The organism is Paenibacillus illinoisensis NBRC 15959 (assembly GCF_004000925.1).
Taxonomy (GTDB): Bacteria; Bacillota; Bacilli; order Paenibacillales; family Paenibacillaceae; genus Paenibacillus; species Paenibacillus illinoisensis.
On the sequence record NZ_BIME01000001.1, the window covers coordinates 876,826 to 893,740 of the forward strand.

A 16,915-nucleotide genomic window follows, 5' to 3' on the forward strand; every position below is an offset into this window, starting at 1 on the left:
TTTATCTCTCCCAGCTATCTAATTTACCAAACGAGTACAGAGGCACCCCAAGTCAGTCCGCCCCCGAATCCAACCATCAAGATGGTGTCGCCGGCTTTCATGCGGCCTTCTTCAGCCGCCTCCACCAATGCAAGCGGAATGGATGCTGCCGAAGTATTGGCGTATTTGTCTACGTTGACAACCACTTTTTCTTCCGGAAGCTCAAGTCGCTGCATGGCGGATTGAATGATACGAATATTGGCCTGATGAGGAACAAACAGATCCACGTCCGTGCGCTCCAAGGCTGCTTTACGCAGAACTTCATCCGTTGCTGTACCCATTACACGCACGGCAAATTTGAACACTTCACGGCCATTCATGTAAATGTAGTGTTTTTTATTCTCAACCGTCTCTGCGGACGCAGGCAGACGGGAACCGCCACCCTCCAGTTGAAGCAGGCCGCCACCAGCACCTTCCGCTCCAAGATCAAACGATTTGAATCCACGACCTTCAGGAACTTCGCCAATAACCACTGCGCCCGCTCCGTCACCGAACAATACGCATGTGTTACGGTCTGTATAGTCCGTAATCCGGGATAGACAATCCGCGCCAATAACAAGCGCGTTGTTATACATGCCGCTTTGGATAAAGCTGGTTGCTGTTGCCAGGCCATACACAAATCCTGAACATGCAGCGGACAAATCAAACGCCGCAGCGCCTTTGGCACCGAGCTTATCCTGCAAAATGCAGGCCGTAGACGGAAATGCTGAGTCCGGCGTAATTGTGGCTACGATGATCAGATCCAGATCACTGCCTGTCATTCCAGCAGACTCAAGCGCCTTCATCGCTGCTTCGTATGCCAGGTCTGAAGTCGCCTGATCCGGAGCTGCGATATGACGTTCCTTGATTCCAGTGCGGCTAACGATCCACTCGTCATTGGTATCTACCATTTTCTCAAGGTCACTGTTGGTCAAAATTTTCTCCGGTACATATTTCCCTGTACCGATAACCCCTACCGGGCGCAAATTATTCATGTCGTCACTCACTTCCCGCTAATTTCCTTAGATATGCTTTCCACCAATTGGTTCTGCACTGCAATTCTAGCTTGGCGTACAGCGTTTTTGATCGCATTGCCATCCGCTGATCCATGGCTCTTCACTACCAGTCTGCTCAACCCGAGAAGCGGCGCACCGCCATGCTCGGTATAATCCAGTTTCCGTTTCAGCCCGCGCAGCTCAGGCATCAGCACCGCTGCAGCCAGTTTGCTTTTGAGCGAAGATGAGAACTGTTCCTTAAGCAATGCAAAGATGGCACCTGCTGTGCCTTCCAGTGATTTCAGCAATATGTTGCCGGCAAATCCGTCACAGACAAGCACGTCACATGCACCTGTAAGTACATCGCGAGCTTCCACATTACCGACAAAACGAATCGGAAGCTGCTCCAGTAGCGGATAGGCGTGCTTCGTTAGTTCATTCCCTTTGCCCGGCTCCGTTCCGACATTGAGCAATCCCACTCGGGGTGAGTCGACTCCTTGTACTTTCTGCCGATATAAGCTACCCATAAGTCCATATTGTGCCAAATGTTCGGGCTTGGCATCCATGTTGGCACCCAGGTCAAGCGCAAGCACCCCAACATCATCTATTGTTGGAATCATCGGTGCAAGTGCCGGTCGTTCAATACCTTCCATGCGGCCCACCACCAGCAGACCAGTTGTCATAAGCGCTCCGGTATTACCTGCAGAGATCATGGCATCTGCTTCGCCTTCCTTAAGCATGCGGCCCGCGACCACCATGGAAGCATCCTTTTTGCGACGAACGGCCTTAACAGGTTCGTCATCCGAACCGATCACTTCCGAAGCATGACGAACAGACAGGTTAGCTGGCTTCGCAGCGGACTGATTCAAAAGCGGTTCCAGCTTGGCTTCATCGCCAACAAGCACGATCTGTGTATCTGCCCATTCCGTAGCGGCAGCAATTGCACCTTCTACCGTTGCCTGGGGTGCATGATCGCCTCCCATGGCATCAATGACGATTTTCATTCCAGATGACCTCCCTCTAGGCTGTCGTCTCCACCCGAACGGTAGATGACAAAGTTGCCTTGAAACACCATTTCCTCACCTACATAGGTGAAGACTTCAACTTTTGCTTTCCCCTTTTGACCCGAGATCGATCTCACATACGCTTTCGCAATACATTTCTCGGCCAGATGAACCGAACGAACAAATCGAATATCGGCCGAAGCCGTCAATGCAATCTCGTCATTAATGACAGCGACGGCCAGGGAGTTAGCCTGGGCAAATACATAGTGACCACGAGCAATTCCCGTCCTCGAAAACACATGCTCTTCCTTGATCTCAAACAAGGAGATCCCACTTTTGTCCAGCTGCAAATCTACAATATCACCGATAATCTCATGCAGAGGCAGCGAGCGTACCTGGTCATACGAACGCTCTGCCATCAGTTTCATTCGTTCACGAAGCTCGGGAATCCCCAGCTCCAGACGGTCGAGGCGAATCGTTTGAATACTCACCTTCAATTGGCGCGTAAGTTCCTGATCCGTCACAAACGGATTGTCTTCGATCATTTTGGTCAATTGCTGCTGCCTCTGTCTCTTCGGTACACGTTCGATGCCTGACACCCCCCGCTGTATCGTATAAGAAAGCGTCCCATGCAGGTCCGTTCTATCATTTCACTTCGTTCTCTATAATTGAGCCTCTGATCTTCAGAGGTTATTCAACACACGAATTTATGGTTCTTCTCTATGTAACCCCAAATCTTAGAACCTGGTACTAAAGCATAGTATATCTCATCCTGTGTCAAAAAGAAAGACTGGGCGGGCAAAAACCACTCTCTGCTAAACAGCCGCTCTCCTGCATTCTACGAATCTTTCTTCTTTAAACAATCAACCGAAGTCAGTCCAGCCCTTAACACGAACATGAATTTGAACATTCAAAAAAAGTAGTACCTCATCGAAATGAAGTACTACTTGATGTCTAACTATTATTGAGAGATGATCTCTCTTGCTTTGTACGTTCCGCACACTTTGCACACGTGGTGAGCAAGCTTCAATTCGCCGCATTGTTCACATTTCACCATGCCCGGTACAGCCAATTTAAAGTGAGTGCGACGTTTGTCGCGACGCGTCTTGGACGTTCTCCGTTGAGGTACTGCCATTATTCCCACCTCCTTATCAAAATCAACCTTTGCAGGTAGTTGTTACACTAGATTTTCATTTGCTCATTTAAAAAAATCCTTGAGCCCTGCAAGCCGCGGGTCGATAACTTCGTTATCGCAACCGCAGTCACCCTCGTTCAGCTCATGGCCACACTTTGGACATAGCCCTTTGCATGTATCGCTGCATAGCGGTATAAACGGTAGGTGCAGCAGAAAAGCTTCCTCGGCATATAGCTTCAGATCGATGTCCTCTCCATCCACATAGACAGTATCATCTTCTTCAGGCAAGTCCTCCGGCTGTTCTCCCTGCTTGAATTGCTCATGAAAATCAATATGAAGATGTTCACTAATCGGCTTGAGACAACGTGAGCACAACATGTCCACTCCTGCTGACACTTTGCCATGAACATCCACCACGCCCCCCGTTGCTTGTTCTGCAGATAAATCCGCAGTCAGCGGGGTAACGGCTGTGATATCTTGTCGGTTAGAAATCAGTTCCTTAATATCCCACTGTTCATTGAACTGCAGGGGTCGGTCACTGATAGCCACTTTGCGAAATGGCAATAACATTTCCCATCACTCCAAACGAAACCAATTTCATAATTCGTGTTAAATACTTTACGGCAGTTATACAGATCAAGTCTGATCGTTGTGCACTTCATATCTTGACTGTATGTATTCTGACGATTCATCGTTAAAAGTATTATGAAATTGACTTAACAAACAAAAATCATTATACCGATTTTCCAAGACGTTTGTCAACACTTTTAACTTTACACCCTTTTGGAAAAGAAAGATACCCGAACGATAAAAACACTCTTCAGCATTATAAACTTTCTCTCCGCCATACTACAAGCTAATCCTTTTACTTGCATGACGGACACATTTCTTTAATTATTCATGTGATGTAGATCACACGTCCCCCTTTAGACCCTATCTATACTTGCTATATGCCACGCATAATAGATAAATGGCGCAAGGTTATCCATCTAATTTGTCAATCCATTTATAGGAGGAAAAAATCCATGTTAAATGAAAATACAATTCGAGTGATTAAATCCACCGTACCAGTACTTGAAGTTCACGGCGAGGCCATTACCAGCCATTTCTATAAAACAATGTTTGCACATCATCCTGAACTGCTGAACATTTTCAATCACGCTAACCAAAAACAGGGACGGCAGCAGGCCGCTCTTGCCAATATGGTATACGCTGCTGCCCTGCATATTGATAATCTAGCCGCAGTCCTGCCAGCCGTGCGCCAGGTCGCGCACAAACACCGCAGTCTCGGCATCGCCCCGGAACAATACGAAATCGTGGGCACGTATTTGCTGAAAGCGATCAAGGATGTGCTGGGGGATGCTGCGACCGAGGAGATTATTTCTGCGTGGGCAGAAGCCTACAATGTCATTGCGGGTGTTTTTATTGGATTAGAGAAGGATCTGTACACAGCGAGCGAGAACCAAAACGGTGGCTGGGAAGGTTTCCGATCCTTCCAGGTTGCTAAAAAGGTAAAGGAGAACGACCTGATTACTTCCTTTTATCTGATGCCAACGGACGGCAACCTCATAGCAACATATCAACCTGGACAGTATATCAGCCTCCGGATGAAACCTGCGGGGAATGCCTATGCCCAAATTAGACAGTACAGCCTTTCGGAAGCTCCAGGAAAACCGTATTATCGCATTTCCGTTAAACGTGAGAGTGCTGTGATGGAACGACCAGATGGTGTAATATCCACCTATTTGCATGACCATATCACTGAAGGAGACTTGGTCGAATTGTCTGCTCCTGCAGGCGATTTCACACTGAACCCGGAGGATTCACGCGATGTCGTATTATTGAGCGGTGGCGTTGGCCTCACTCCGATGATCAGCATGTTGAACACGCTGGTTGACAGGAATGTCCAGCGTTCCGTCACTTTTGTTCATGCTGCCCTGAATGGCGAAGTTCATGCTTTCCGGGATCATGTAAATACATTGGCAGAACAGCATGAGAACGTACAGGCATTGTATTGTTATGCTCAGCCAACACCAGATGACCGCGAGCAATCGCGTTTTCACAGAGAGGGTTATATTGATGCAGCCTGGCTGTCACAGATGATCCGCGAGCCCCTGGAATCCGATTACTATTTGACCGGTTCTGTCCCCTTTATGCAGACGATGTATGCGGCACTGGGCGAGATTGGCGTTTCACCTGAGAATATTCATTATGAGTTCTTTGGTCCCAAAACAAACCTGATTCCTGCACCGGAAGCCATTTAATTTATCTCCAGAAGTAATAATAAAGGATCATCCATGACTCCCCTGAAAGCACGGGCCGTATTCATTTGAATGCGACACCGTGCTTTTTTGGCGTTTTCTTAACGCTTTTATTTGAATAACGATGCTCGTATCCCCTATTATTAAGCAAGACGTTTCTGCTCGGCGAAGCAGCAATGACATTAATCGACCAATGCGAACAAAATCCCAGTCAGGTATTGAAGATATATAACATTGTTATTGAAAGGAGTGCCCACTGATGAAAGCTGTAGGTGTGATTGTGGAATATAATCCGCTGCATAACGGACATGTCTATCACTTGAATGAGGCCAGACGTCTAAGCGGTGCAGATGCCCTTGTGGCCGTCATGAGCGGCCCTTTTCTCCAGCGCGGGGAACCCGCCATTGTGGGCAAAAGGGCTCGGACCGAGATGGCGCTGCACGCAGGAGCCGATCTGGTGATTGAGCTGCCGGTTGCTTATGCGGTACAACCGGCGGAATGGTTTGCCTTCGGTGCGGTCTCGCTGCTGCACCGCACCGGGGTCGTGGACTCGCTCTGCTTCGGCAGCGAGTCCGGCGACCTGGACAGCCTGCAGCGCATTGCGCGCGTGCTGGCTGTGGAGCCCGCAGGGCTGCGCGAGGACATCGCGCGCCGCCTGCGGGAAGGCGCCAGCTACCCCGCCGCGTACGCAGGCGCGGCAGCAGCGCTGGCGCCCGGCGGCGTGAGCGAAGCTGCCGCCGCCGCACTGCTCGGGCAGCCCAACAATTCGCTTGGGCTGCACTACCTGATCGCGCTGGAACGACTCGGCAGCGCGATCCAGCCCTTGACGACGGCACGCACCGGTGCCGCGTATCATGAGGCGACGCCCGGACCGGGGGCGATCGCCAGTGCAACAGCCGTCCGCCGCCTGCTGATGGCGGACGGGCCCCAGGCCGCCGCGCCGTATGTGCCGGCGGCAACACTTGCCATTCTGCTGCGCGAATGGCAAGCGGGAAGCGCTCCCGTGCACTGGGAGCGCTTCGCCCAGCCGCTGCTGCACACCGCGGCGACCCGCCGTGCCTCCGAGCTGGCAAATATCGCCGAAGTCACGGAAGGATTGGAGCACAGGCTGCTCCGCACACTGGCTCAGCTTCCGGAGCCATCGGTTGAATCGCTGCTGGATGCACTCAAAACCAGGCGGTATACGCGCACCAAGCTGCAGCGAATGTTGACCCATATTCTGTTGAATCATGCCAAGGCTGAATTTACCCCGGACATGCTAGCCGAAGGACCTGGTTATCTTCGTGTCCTTGGATTCAATTCACTGGGCCAAAGTCTCTTGAAACAGATGAAAACGGCTTCGTCCCTTCCTGTTGTGCTGAAACCCTCTGCCTTTACTCACAACCAGCTGGAGCTTGATGTGCAGGCACAAGCAGCGTATGCCCTCTCTTATGAGCAGACGGACACACGAGCCATGTATAGCGATTATTATGAGCCGCCAGTTCGATGCTAAACATTGTATTGTAAATAAATTGTTCATAAATGTTCTCATCAAAAAAATCCCCTATGTCGTGTCGTTTATTCAAACGATCGCATAGGGGATTTCCATTTGTCTGCTCTTACTTTTCCTTGATAACGCACTTGTTCCTAATCACATAATCCATTTCAAGCTTTTATGATTTGGCAGACAATGTTTTCAGATAAGCCAGGGCATCATCTACCGTATTCACAGGAACCAGCTTCATTTTAGTGCCAATCTGTTCGGCTTTGGCTTCGGCTTCCTGATAATTCTGTTTCGGAACGAAGAAAATCTCCGCCTCTTTTCGATCCGCAGCAACGATTTTATGCACCACACCACCAATTGGACCGACTACGCCTTCCTTGGTGATCGTGCCCGTGCCGGCTATTCGGTGACCTTGGGTAAGGTCCCCGGGAGTAAGCTGATTATAAATTTCCAGGGTAAACATCAATCCGGCCGAAGGACCCCCAACCTGAGTATCCGTAAACGTAATTTGTTTATTCGAATCTTCGGGTTTTACTTTCTGTACGGTTCCGATCATTACACCCAGCCCAGGCCGGGTAGCACCCGTTTTGCTGTCTTTTACTTCAATCAGCTTCACATCACGGCTAATCGTCTCGCCTCCGCGTTCCAATTGCATTTCTACCGTATCTCCCACTTTTTTATCCTTCAACAGGGCAGATAATACCGTGTTATCCGGTGTAGCTGTGCCATTCACACCCAGGATAATGTCACCAGGAGCAATATCTCCCTGTGGTTTCGGATCCTCCGACAAACCAAACACGAAGATATGTTCAGGAACAATGGAATACTTAACACCCGCCTGCTCATAAGCCGCTTCCATGGCGGAAGATTGGGAATCGCTCATGAACCATACCTGTTCGGCCGAGTACTCGGCTTCCGTTTTTCCTTGCAGGCGGTCTTCCTTTTTGTCAATTTGCATATTTCGGTTAAACAAGGACGTACCCAGCAAAAACACATTGGCATACGTTGCCGACACCGTCGTCATCATGAATACACCACGTTCTTCCTGGTCCCCATCCTTCACCGTAACCATCGGTTTTACTTCATCCGCGCTGCCAGGCATATAGATGATATATGGCGTTGGCATATACACTGCAACATAGACAACCAGAGCCACCACGATCACAAAGATCGAAGCTCTGAAGCCGCCAGATTTTCGAATCCGATTCATCGCATGAGCCCCCGTTCTTTGCGTTTCTTCCATAATTATAAGTCTAACATCCTCATTCTCACGCATACAATGGTACAGGCCGGATAGGCCGCAGTATTCTGTCGCTTGTCCGGTCAAGGCCGAACCGTCCTCTGGACGTCATTCGGCCGTCCAATCCGATTACTGCAGCCGAATGAATCGGCGCTATTTCATATGAGGTGAAACGATGACAATGCAGACCGAGGTTACAGGATCCAACCCGATCAGGTCGGTACTACTTAGTACCGGCGCTTTGTTACTGGTCGTCGCTGTAGTTGTATCTCCGAAAGATGCCTTCGATGCCTCCATTCAAGGGTTGGACATCTGGTGGAAAATTATCTTCCCGGCAATGCTTCCGTTTCTGATGCTGTCGCAAATGCTCACTGCATTTGGTTTTACAGACGCTCTCGGCGTCTTGCTGGGACCCCTGATGCAGCGTTGGTTTCGCCTACCCGGCGATGCTGGACTAGCCCTTGCCGTCGGCATGTGTGGAGGATTTCCTGCTGGGGCTGACACGGCGCAACGTTTGGTTCGGGATCAACAAATAACCGGCAAACAGGCCATTATTCTGGTCGCTGCAGCTCATTTCACCAATCCGATGATGATCATTTTGGTCATAGGTGCCGCTTTTCTTCACCAGCCTGCTGCCGGATACTTTCTGCTTATAATTCATTGGCTCAGTGGATGGATTGCTGCAATGATTGCCATTCGGCTCAATCGCCGTCGTCAAAAACAGACCACTACAGCCAGTCCCCCCAAACGGAGCCCGCAACATGGACTTTGGTTCCAAATGATGAACGCAGCCCGTGAAGCCCAGGCCCGAGATGGCCGCGGGTTCGGTAAACTGCTAGGTGACACCGTATCTCATGCGGTACAGACGCTAATGATGACTGGTGGTTACATCATCGGTTTTGCCGTGTTTATACGACTTCTGGGCCTGTACATCACACCCGGCAGTTCGGCTGCCCTCTGGCCTTCTGTATTGGAAGTGCATTTGGGCACATACCATTTAAGTCAAACGTCATGGGCTCCCATACTTACGATTTCCCTGATTGCTGCGGTTCTTGGTTGGGGCGGACTGTGCTCCCATTTACAAGTCTCAGCAGTGATGAAGTCAGCCGGATTGGCAGCCAAGAGCATGATCTATTTTGCTGCTGTACGTTTGCTTCATGCGTTGATTGCCTTTTCCTTAAGTGTCTTCCTATGGATACCCTTCAGCCGTTATAGTGCAGAGGTATGGGCTCCGTTCTGGCCTTCTGCAAGCGCGGATGAGACGACTCTGCTGCCGATGCAATCCCAGCTTGAAGGCAACACCGCTGCGGCAGAGATTTTATGGAGCAGCTTCCCGGCAGTCTGTATCGGACTTGCGATCATTCTTGCCATTATGATCAGCCTGTCGGGCTTGACCCACTGGTTTAACCGCCGTTTTTCTCGCTGATTTTCCGGCGAAGTGCAGTTTCCACTTCCGGGGACACCAGATCGGTTACATCTCCATGGTAATGAGCAATTTCCTTGACGATACTGGAGCTCAAATACGAATATTTCGGATTGGTCATCATAAAGATGGTTTCCGCATCCGGGTTCAGCTTGCTGTTGGTGGAAGCAAGCTGCAGCTCGTATTCAAAATCAGTCACGGATCGTATACCACGGACGATGACCTGAGCTTCCTTTTGCCGAACATAATTGGCTGTCAGATCACGGAAGCTATCCACTTCCACATTGGGCAGATGCCCTGTAACTTCTGTAATGAGCGCTTTACGCTCTTCCACCGTGAACAGTGGATTTTTGCTCATATTATTCAGTACAGCCACGATGACGCGGTCAAATTGCTTGGACGCCCTGGCGATAATGTCCAGATGGCCCATTGTTACGGGATCAAAACTCCCGGGATATACGGCAATCCGTTCCTGCCTGTGTATCATTTCAGTCATGAGGAGCCTCCTCTTCTGCTATGCTGTTTTCTCCATCATTCGATGCCTCAGGTGCATAATCATAGATGGACACAGCTGTCTCCCCATACACAGCCTTGCGCGTTTGTTCAAACGGGCCGAATTGCTCAGGGTAACTATATTTGGATTCATATTCAAGCACGATCGTCGCTTCCGGTTTAAGCAGTTCAAGTTCATGCATTGTAAGCATCAGCTCATCCCCGTTTTTCATCCGGTAAGGCGGATCGAGAAACACCAGATCAAATTGTGTCGTTCGCTTTGCAAGCGCCTTTAACGCACGACCTGCATCATTACGGTATATAGCTGCCTGATCCTCCAGCTTGGTTGCCTTCAGATTGGCGCGGATCACTTCAATACTTTTGGATTCCAAATCAACAAAAACAGCCTTGTCCATGCCGCGGCTCAGCGCCTCAATTCCGAGACCACCACTACCCGCAAACAAATCCAATGCTGTACCGCCCTCAAAATAAGGGCCAATCATGCTAAACAGCGCTTCCTTCACCTTGTCGGTGGTCGGACGTGTTCCATTGCCAGGAACAGCCTTCAGCGGTCTGCCTTTCGCACTCCCGGATACCACTCTCACTGATGAGTCACCTTTTCTCTCTATGTAAGTTTATTGATACAACTATCGTACCACACTCGGGTTCAGTTTGAAAAATAGTCTGTCTCCATTCATTTCAAAAAATTGTTGACCCGTTGTTGACGCATATGTATAAAAAGGAAACCTTTCGGCCATTCTATAATTATCGACATCACAAGTGTCGTAGACAACCGCGGAGAAGACTTACGTTTCCCCATAAGCTCTTCGTCCGGTTTCTCCTCTCCCATGAAAAATAGGCCCTCGAAAGAGGGCCTGTTTTTATTTGCTTTCAAATATGTATGGAAATCATTAATTAAGACGGTATGCAGTCCTCAATAAGATGTTACGGCTTATTCCACTTTAGCATCTGTTACGGGCTCCAACCAGCCGATTTCTTAGAGCCAAACTTCCATGTCATTCAGAAACCTCCATGATGCTCCGGCTGTTCATGGTTCTCCATCTCCCGGTATTTCCGATTGGAGCGCCGAAAGTTAACCATGGAGAACAGCAGAAGAACTACCGGTAAGAATAAATTCCAATACTGCTTAATAATCATCACAATACCGAAGAACGCTATCCCCAGCCAAACCAGAATTTCAATAGACTCAGCCCTGGTTAGCGTAAGCTTAAACGCTTTTTTGGAGATGAGACGAACGAGATAATACACGAGCACAGCATAGAACACACCCATACCCAGGATCGCAACTAGAGCAAATAACATTTCCATGAACATGCCCCTCTCACCTCCAAATTTGTTTACCTCAAGTTTCCTTATTTTACCACATAAGCAAAAGTGTGTCTTAACTTTGACTACCAAGAAATATTCTTTCTTTCCATGTTATTTCTCTTCCGTAATAACCGTTGCGTTGTAGATCACAACACGCTTTCCATTCAGATCAAATAGAACTTTATTGCCATATTCCGTATCCTGCACATCGATTTTCCCCTCATAGGTCTGGATCAATTCCCCGGAGTCACTGTACACTTTAACGATCCGCTCCAGACCTCCGGAATTGTTGGATCTCATCGTTTTCAGCGCCCGCTCACCCGAAGCCGTATTGAAATACCAGATGACACACCCCACAATGATACCGAGTACAGCCAGTACGGTAACCCAGACACCTGCTTTTGCCTTTCCGCTCATAATGAAGCCCCTCCCTTTGTTCCATGTCCCGTATAGTACGAAATAGCTTCGGTAGCGGTTTCATGGAATTACTCTTGTGCGACCATTTCTTCATAGCAAAACAGAGGTCATCCGATACACGGAGACCCCTGTTCTACATTTATTAGGATACGACTCTTACAGTGAACGAATGACAAATTCAAATTCCAGTTCGCCGTCCGAGGCAATGCGATATTCCGGATGAACCGGCGCACCCCAGCTATCATCACCGCCAACACCCATCTGTTTGCCTGCTACCGTAACCACCGTGTAATGTACTGGTGGCAGTTCGTATGCATGCTGTGCGTTCTCCAGTTCGAATGCCGTATAAGGCGATACGTTCAGCTCAACCGGAGCTGCAGAAGCTTCAATTTTGAAGCCGCGTCCTGCATCATCGGTCAGTTTTGCCCAGCGTACCCCTGTGCGGTTACCCGATTCCTGTGGTACCAGGTATGGCGCAACCGTATCCGCCACTTTACTGCCATGAATGCCCAAGCGTGCTCCAAATGCACGATCCGCATAGTTTTCTTCCGGACCCATGGCCAGCCATTCCACGTTGCCATATTCCGGTGACGTTTTGAAAGACAAGGCATGAATCGGAAGGTCAGGCAAGCCCGCTGTACCTTTGTAGGCGTTATGAACATGCACGCTTCCATCTGCACGCACAGTATAAGTCACTTTTACCTGCACATCTGCAGAAATGTTGAGCTTGTACGTGAATTCAATGCGATATTGATCCGGTTTCTGTTCTGCCTTCCACTCCACACATCTTGGCAGCAGACTAGCGGCATACCACGCACCAAGTTCGAAGCCCATGGCAGTTCCTTTATCATTATCCGTCGTCGCCCGCCAGAACAATGGCGCAGGAGGCTGAGCAATCGTCTCACGGCCTGACAGTTTGAGGGATACCAAAGTTCCGAAGGCTTTGGAGAACAGCACGTGAGTTTGACCTACACGGACACCAATGTTCACATCCCCTTCAACCACCTGAATATCATTTGTCAGATTCAGATCCTCTGCAGCTGTTACAGCTGAATCTTGTGTGAAGATAAATTGGCCAAACGCGACTTCGTCCCCTTTGTCCGCCCAGAGTGTAGCCGCTTTGAGAACAAACGCAGCATTAACCGCATATTCGCCACCAGCCAGAGTATCTGTATCCAGCGGAAGACTTACTGTTTTCTCGCTTTGTGCAGGTACATTGACCTCCAACGTTCCGTGCAGCACTTCATGTCCCTCACGTTCCAGGCTGTACACTAGTTCCAATGCTGATGTATCTGCAAACAGGTTTCCATTAATGATCTTGACCCCTTCACGATCCGGGAACAACTTAATATTTTGATACAGGAACTTCACTTCCTGCATTTTTGCTGTTACTTTGCGATCCGCATGCACGATGCCGTTCCCACAGAACGAGTAGTCCGAAGGACGATCGCCGAAATCTCCGCCGTATGCGAGGTATTCCTTGCCGTAACGGTCTTTCTTGTAAATGGATTGATCGATGTAATCCCAGATAAATCCACCCTGATACATCGGGTATTTGTCTTCCAATTCCGTATATTTGTGCATGCCACCGATGGAGTTACCCATGGCGTGCATGTACTCACAGCTGATGTAAGGCTTGGTCGGATTCGCATTCAGGAATTCCTCAATGTCTGCTGGCTTGGCATACATGCGACTCTCCATATCACTTGTCTCATCAAAACGACGATCATGGAAAACTCCCTCATAATGCACGAGACGCGTTGGGTCAGCTGATTTGAAGTATTGGGATACTTTATAGATAACTTCACCGCCATGTGACTCGTTACCACACGACCAGATCAGAATGGACGGGTGGTTTTTGTCACGCTCCACCATGGATACAGCCCGGTCCATGACAATGTCATGCCACTCTGGTTTATCTCCAGGAATGACCCAGGAAGGCTCAACGGCGCCAAGCTTTTGCCAGGAACCATGTGTCTCCAGGTTCATCTCATCAATAACATACAATCCGTATTCGTCACACAATTCATACCACAAGCTTTGATTCGGATAATGTGATGTACGAACCGCATTCATATTGTTCTGTTTAATGGTACGCACATCCCAGAGCATGTCCTCTTTGGTAATGGCACGGCCACGGCGCGGGTTGAACTCGTGACGGTTAACTCCTTTGAATACAATGCGTTTACCGTTGATATGCATCACTTTATCGATCATTTCAAATTTGCGGAAACCAACGGACTGAGGAACCACTTCAACCAGCTGACCTGCAGCATCATATACACGGATGTATAAACGATACAAATACGGTATTTCTGCACTCCATAGGTTTACCTTGCCGAACTCTTCTCGAAGACTAACCAGACCATTCGTAACTTCCACACCACCAAATGTTCTCAAAGCGTTCCCTTCAGCATCGCGCAGCTCAGCTTCAACTCGTGCTCCCGCAGCAGCTTTACCTTCCAGCTTCAGATCGAGGTTCAGCGTACCGTTGGTATAAGATTGGTCCAGGTCCGTTACCACACGCAGGTCCCGAATATGTGCTGCCGGTACCGTATAGAGATATACGTCTCTGAAAATGCCGGAGAAGCGCCAGAAATCCTGGTCTTCCAGCCAGCTGCCCGTGCTGCGTTGATATACTTCCACAGCCAGTTTGTTCTCTCCATCCTGAAGGAACGGCGTCAGATCGAAATCCGATGGAGTGAAACTATCTTCACCGTATCCCACGAACTGTCCATTAAGCCACACATAGAATGCGGATTCCACTCCCTGAAAGGAAATAAATACCGGATTGTTCTGCCATCCTGATGGCAGGTGGAACGTCCGAATATAGCTTCCAACTGCATTTTTGTCCTGTGGCAGTGCTGGCGGACGCAGTTCGTTCAGTCCATCCCAAGGGTATTGTGTATTTACATATTGAATTTGGCCATATCCTTGAAGCTGAATGTGACCAGGCACTTCGATGTCATCCCAGCCTTCACAGGAGTAATCCGATTGATAGAACAGCTCCGGCCGACAATCCGGACGTATGGCATAATTGAATTTCCAGGTTCCGTTCAGGTCATAACGCATTTTCATGGTTCCTGCAGCCTGAGCTTCCTCCATAGTGCTGTAATAACGATGATCCGAGTAAGCGTTTAGACGGTTGACCTCAAAAACGCTTACATTTCCCAGCCAGTTGATATCTGCTTGTGTTGCTTTCATCGGCTCTCTCTCCCTCTAGTGCGAAATGTATAGTATGAATTATTCAAGATTCAAACCTGTATTTCCTCTTCCAATAACAAACAGAAAGACAGAGGTACACCATTGCTGGTGTCCTCTGCGTTTTTTTTCTACATCAGTCTTTTCAGATGACATCCACTATTTCTTTATTTCACAGAACCAACCATACCAGCGACAAAGTGTTTCTGCATAATGAAGAACACTAATGCTGTAGGCAGCGTGGCGATGACGATCGCTGTCATGATCACCCCATAATCCGGCGAGTAGCTGGAGCCGAGATTGGAGATCAGCAATGGAATCGTTTGTTGATCTGGTGTCTGGAGCACAACGAGTGGCCACAGGTAGTTATTCCAGCTGCTCATGAATGTAATGATCGCAGCTGCCGCATATGTTGTTTTCATTGTAGGCATATAGATCTTCAGGAAGATACCCAGTTCGCTAAGACCGTCAATCCGGCCTGCTTCGAGCATCTCTTTCGGGAACATTTTGGTGTTCTGACGGAAGAAGAAGATCAGGAATGCTGTTGTGATGGTTGGCAGAATCACTGCGGCCATCGTATTAATACCCATAAACGGTGCAATTCCCGAGATGGTTGCAAACATCCGATAGAGTGGTACCATCAAGGCTGCGAACGGAATCATCATGGAAAGCAGCAGGATGTTGAAGACGATGTCACGTGATTTTGTCCGGTACACTTCAAAGCCGTAACCAGCCATGGAACCAATCAACAGCGCAAGCACTGTGGAAATAACGGATACAATGGCCGAGTTGCCAAGTGCCTGTACCAGATTGGTCGTATCCAGCAGCTTCGTAAAGTTATCCAGGAAAGCCGAGCCGGGTAACAGTCTGCCTCTGGTGACATCTACCGAAGCATTCGTGGAGCTGACGAGCATCCAGAAAAATGGGAAGATCGATATGAAGGCCACAAGGGACAGGAATACATAGGTGAAAATGCGTTTCACTTTGTTCTTAGCCATTTTTATCACCTGCCACTTTAAACTGGATGATGGACAATACAATAATCATCAGCACGATGGAATACGAAACGGTTGCCGCATATCCGAAGTCCGGTGAATATTTGAACGAAAGGTTATAGATGTATTGCGAGATGGACATCGTAGCATTACCCGGTCCACCCTTGGTGATGTTCATGATCTCATCAAAGATTTGCAAGGTACCAATCGTTGATGTAATGGACGTGAACAGAATAATCGGTTTGAGCAATGGTACTGTAATTTTGAAAAATTGAGTAAATGCATTTGCACCATCAATCCGTGCTGCTTCATAGATCGATTGATCGATATTTTGCAGGGAAGACAGATAGAAAATCATGTTATATCCGGTCCAACGCCAAGTTACGGCGATTATGATCGTAATTTTAGCCCAGAACGGGTCGGTGATCCATTGAATCGGTTCAGCAATGACATGCAGATTCATCAGGAATTGATTGACCATTCCATCTGCAGAGAACAAATACTTGAATACAACAGAGTAGGCAACCAGTGAGGTTACACAAGGCAAAAAGATTGCAGTACGGAAAAAGCTGCGGAAGCGCAGTGTGCTGTCATTCAACAGAACGGAAATGAACAATCCGAGAATGATCATGACAGGGACTTGAATGATCAGATACAAAAATGTATTCGATACGGCTGTACGGAATGTTGTATCAATAAACAATCTTTTATAGTTATCGAGCCCCGTAAATTCAAGATTGGCACCCACGCCAGACTTGAAAGATAAGAGCAGTGCCTGCAGCATCGGGTAGAAGTAGAATGCAACGATCCCAATGACAGCGAGCGAAATAAAAGCCCATCCAGTCAAATTATTTTTCTTTTGGAGACTGTCTCCTGTATTCATGGCTTTCACAGTATGGCTCCTCTCTCTCCATGCAACATG

The 16,915-nt window shown here is 48.6% G+C and carries 16 protein-coding genes; 3 read left to right on the top strand and 13 right to left on the bottom strand.

Annotation, left to right across the window (positions count from 1 at the left end; genetic code table 11):
* Positions 1-23: 23 nt before the first annotated feature.
* The 5 genes from PIL01S_RS03790 to PIL01S_RS03810 all read right to left on the bottom strand — a co-directional run bounded on the left by PIL01S_RS03790 (position 24) and on the right by PIL01S_RS03810 (position 3,722).
* Positions 24-1,013, bottom strand: a complete 990-nt coding sequence (locus PIL01S_RS03790) for a beta-ketoacyl-ACP synthase III (protein WP_127536287.1) — start codon at positions 1,011-1,013, stop codon at positions 24-26.
* Positions 1,014-1,021: 8 nt separating this feature from the next.
* Positions 1,022-2,017 carry a phosphate acyltransferase PlsX gene (gene plsX, locus PIL01S_RS03795; RefSeq protein WP_127536288.1) on the bottom strand — a complete coding sequence of 332 codons (996 nt, stop codon included), beginning with the start codon at positions 2,015-2,017 and terminating at the stop codon, positions 1,022-1,024.
* Entirely contained in the window at positions 2,014-2,562 is a 549-nt protein-coding gene (gene fapR / locus PIL01S_RS03800) for a transcription factor FapR (RefSeq protein WP_221192561.1), read from the bottom strand. Before fapR ends, plsX begins: the two co-directional genes overlap by 4 nt.
* 416 nt (positions 2,563-2,978) lie before the next feature.
* Positions 2,979-3,152 carry a 50S ribosomal protein L32 gene (rpmF, locus tag PIL01S_RS03805; protein WP_090923906.1) on the bottom strand — a complete coding sequence of 58 codons (174 nt, stop codon included), beginning with the start codon at positions 3,150-3,152 and terminating at the stop codon, positions 2,979-2,981.
* Positions 3,153-3,215: 63 nt separating this feature from the next.
* Positions 3,216-3,722 carry a YceD family protein gene (locus PIL01S_RS03810; protein WP_127536290.1) on the bottom strand — a complete coding sequence of 169 codons (507 nt, stop codon included), beginning with the start codon at positions 3,720-3,722 and terminating at the stop codon, positions 3,216-3,218.
* A gap of 455 nt (positions 3,723-4,177) precedes the next feature.
* On the opposite strand from PIL01S_RS03810, the gene hmpA reads away from it, so the two are divergent.
* Both hmpA and PIL01S_RS03820 read left to right on the top strand, forming a co-directional pair.
* A complete protein-coding gene (hmpA, locus tag PIL01S_RS03815) occupies positions 4,178-5,416 on the top strand; it encodes an NO-inducible flavohemoprotein (RefSeq protein WP_127536291.1) in 1,239 nt (412 codons plus the stop codon).
* Positions 5,417-5,672: 256 nt separating this feature from the next.
* Entirely contained in the window at positions 5,673-6,905 is a 1,233-nt protein-coding gene (locus PIL01S_RS03820; protein ID WP_127536292.1) for a nucleotidyltransferase, read from the top strand.
* 160 nt (positions 6,906-7,065) lie between these two features.
* Here PIL01S_RS03820 and PIL01S_RS03825 read toward each other — a convergent pair whose 3' ends face one another.
* Positions 7,066-8,106 (bottom strand): SepM family pheromone-processing serine protease, encoded by a 1,041-nt coding sequence (locus tag PIL01S_RS03825; RefSeq protein WP_127536293.1) that lies wholly within the window; start codon positions 8,104-8,106, stop codon positions 7,066-7,068.
* Positions 8,107-8,311: 205 nt separating this feature from the next.
* Here PIL01S_RS03825 and PIL01S_RS03830 point away from each other — a divergent pair, with 205 nt between their 5' ends.
* Positions 8,312-9,562: a nucleoside recognition domain-containing protein gene (locus PIL01S_RS03830; protein ID WP_127536294.1), complete on the top strand. Its 1,251-nt coding sequence runs from the start codon at positions 8,312-8,314 to the stop codon at positions 9,560-9,562.
* On the opposite strand, the gene coaD is transcribed toward PIL01S_RS03830, so the two are convergent.
* The 7 genes from coaD to PIL01S_RS03870 form a co-directional block, all read right to left on the bottom strand.
* Complete coding sequence (gene coaD / locus PIL01S_RS03835; RefSeq protein WP_110822714.1) at positions 9,540-10,046, bottom strand: pantetheine-phosphate adenylyltransferase; 507 nt, start codon at positions 10,044-10,046, stop codon at positions 9,540-9,542. The genes PIL01S_RS03830 and coaD overlap by 23 nt on opposite strands.
* A 1-nt stretch (position 10,047) precedes the next feature.
* Positions 10,048-10,656, bottom strand: coding sequence for a 16S rRNA (guanine(966)-N(2))-methyltransferase RsmD (gene rsmD / locus PIL01S_RS03840; RefSeq protein WP_095287869.1), 609 nt, complete (start codon positions 10,654-10,656; stop codon positions 10,048-10,050).
* A gap of 415 nt (positions 10,657-11,071) precedes the next feature.
* Positions 11,072-11,380, bottom strand: a complete 309-nt coding sequence (locus PIL01S_RS03850) for a hypothetical protein (RefSeq protein ID WP_127536296.1) — start codon at positions 11,378-11,380, stop codon at positions 11,072-11,074.
* Between the two features lie 111 nt (positions 11,381-11,491).
* Positions 11,492-11,797, bottom strand: coding sequence for a hypothetical protein (locus tag PIL01S_RS03855; RefSeq protein WP_127536297.1), 306 nt, complete (start codon positions 11,795-11,797; stop codon positions 11,492-11,494).
* Positions 11,798-11,953: 156 nt separating this feature from the next.
* Positions 11,954-15,001, bottom strand: a complete 3,048-nt coding sequence (gene lacZ / locus PIL01S_RS03860) for a beta-galactosidase, LacZ type (protein WP_127536298.1) — start codon at positions 14,999-15,001, stop codon at positions 11,954-11,956.
* A gap of 164 nt (positions 15,002-15,165) precedes the next feature.
* Positions 15,166-15,996 (bottom strand): carbohydrate ABC transporter permease, encoded by an 831-nt coding sequence (locus PIL01S_RS03865; protein WP_127536299.1) that lies wholly within the window; start codon positions 15,994-15,996, stop codon positions 15,166-15,168.
* Complete coding sequence (locus PIL01S_RS03870) at positions 15,989-16,876, bottom strand: carbohydrate ABC transporter permease (protein ID WP_095287984.1); 888 nt, start codon at positions 16,874-16,876, stop codon at positions 15,989-15,991. The genes PIL01S_RS03865 and PIL01S_RS03870 overlap by 8 nt, the downstream gene beginning before the upstream one ends.
* Positions 16,877-16,915 lie beyond the last annotated feature (39 nt).